This window comes from Pseudoalteromonas aliena (assembly GCF_038155085.1).
GTDB lineage: Bacteria > Pseudomonadota > Gammaproteobacteria > Enterobacterales > Alteromonadaceae > Pseudoalteromonas > Pseudoalteromonas aliena_A.
The window spans coordinates 1-1,093 of the sequence record NZ_JBAKAU010000045.1 but is presented as its reverse complement, the minus strand read 5'-3'; the positions used below and the strand labels follow the sequence as shown (position 1 = coordinate 1,093).

General features: G+C 38.9%; 2 tRNA genes. One reads left to right on the top strand and one right to left on the bottom strand.

The features are described 5' to 3' along the window. Positions 1-89: 89 nt before the first annotated feature. A tRNA-Ala gene (locus V6260_RS18470) sits at positions 90-165 on the bottom strand. A gap of 852 nt (positions 166-1,017) precedes the next feature. Between V6260_RS18470 and V6260_RS18465 the strand changes: the two genes are divergently transcribed. Next, positions 1,018-1,093: transfer RNA gene (locus V6260_RS18465), tRNA-Val, on the top strand.

The following is a 1,093-nucleotide window of genomic DNA, read 5'->3' as shown; positions in this document are numbered from 1 at the left end:
CCCTGTTACCGCCGTGAAAGGGCGGTGTCCTAGGCCTCTAGACGATGGGGACACAGAAAACTGCTACCCTAGGACAAAACACTAATTTTTGGTGGAGCCATGCGGGATCGAACCGCAGACCTCTTCACTGCCAGCGAAGCGCTCTCCCAGCTGAGCTATGGCCCCAACTAAATTCATACTCGCCGTGATAAACACATCGGGTATCGCTTAGTGCGGGGCGCATTCTATGCACCACCCAAAATAAAGTCAACAGTTTTTTACCAGGCATTATTTAAATGATTTAATTTTCAACAATTTGGCTATCAAGCATGCTAAAAAGCACAATTTAAATAGAAATTCTCCTTCATTGCTTGTCACTTAGCTGTAACTTTAAAAATTTTAGTTAGAACTACTCTACTTTTCTATTTCACACAGAATCTATAATGTAGATAAAAGGTGTACATTTATATGCAAATTAAGTTTGTGAGGAATTCTAGCCATGTTTATCTTTCTAAAATGAATTTATCCTTGTGCATATAGTTTTATGCTAAACAAGGGTACATAGTATGCTTATTTCTATAATGTCCATTTGCTTATAAGCCCCTCGCCTTGATTACACACCCTAGATTGAAAAGTTTAATAAGCTTGGTCCTTAAAAACAGCGCTCATAGTATAAGGGGTGCAAAATGGCTACTTATTTTAATCTAAACAACTCGAATATTGGAAGGTCAACATACCCTAGCATCAAGCTAGGGTGAACAGTATTTATACAACATCAATTACAACTAACTTAACCTATTTGAATCCAAGAATTAAAACAAACGTAATTTAACCATAGTGATAATATAATACAGCACTGTTCTCGAACATTATTTGAACTGCAGCCTGGGATTTGATGATAAAATAGACTCCAACCTCGCCCTATTGCTTATAAAACCTTCATTCAGCACATTTTTATCATTCAAGTGTTGACACATTTCCAACTCTATCTATAATAGCGCCCCACAACGACACAGCAATGTGGGGTTGTTTAGATGTGGGTGATTAGCTCAGTTGGGAGAGCATCGCCCTTACAAGGCGAGGGTCACTGGTTCAAGTCCAGTATCACCCACCA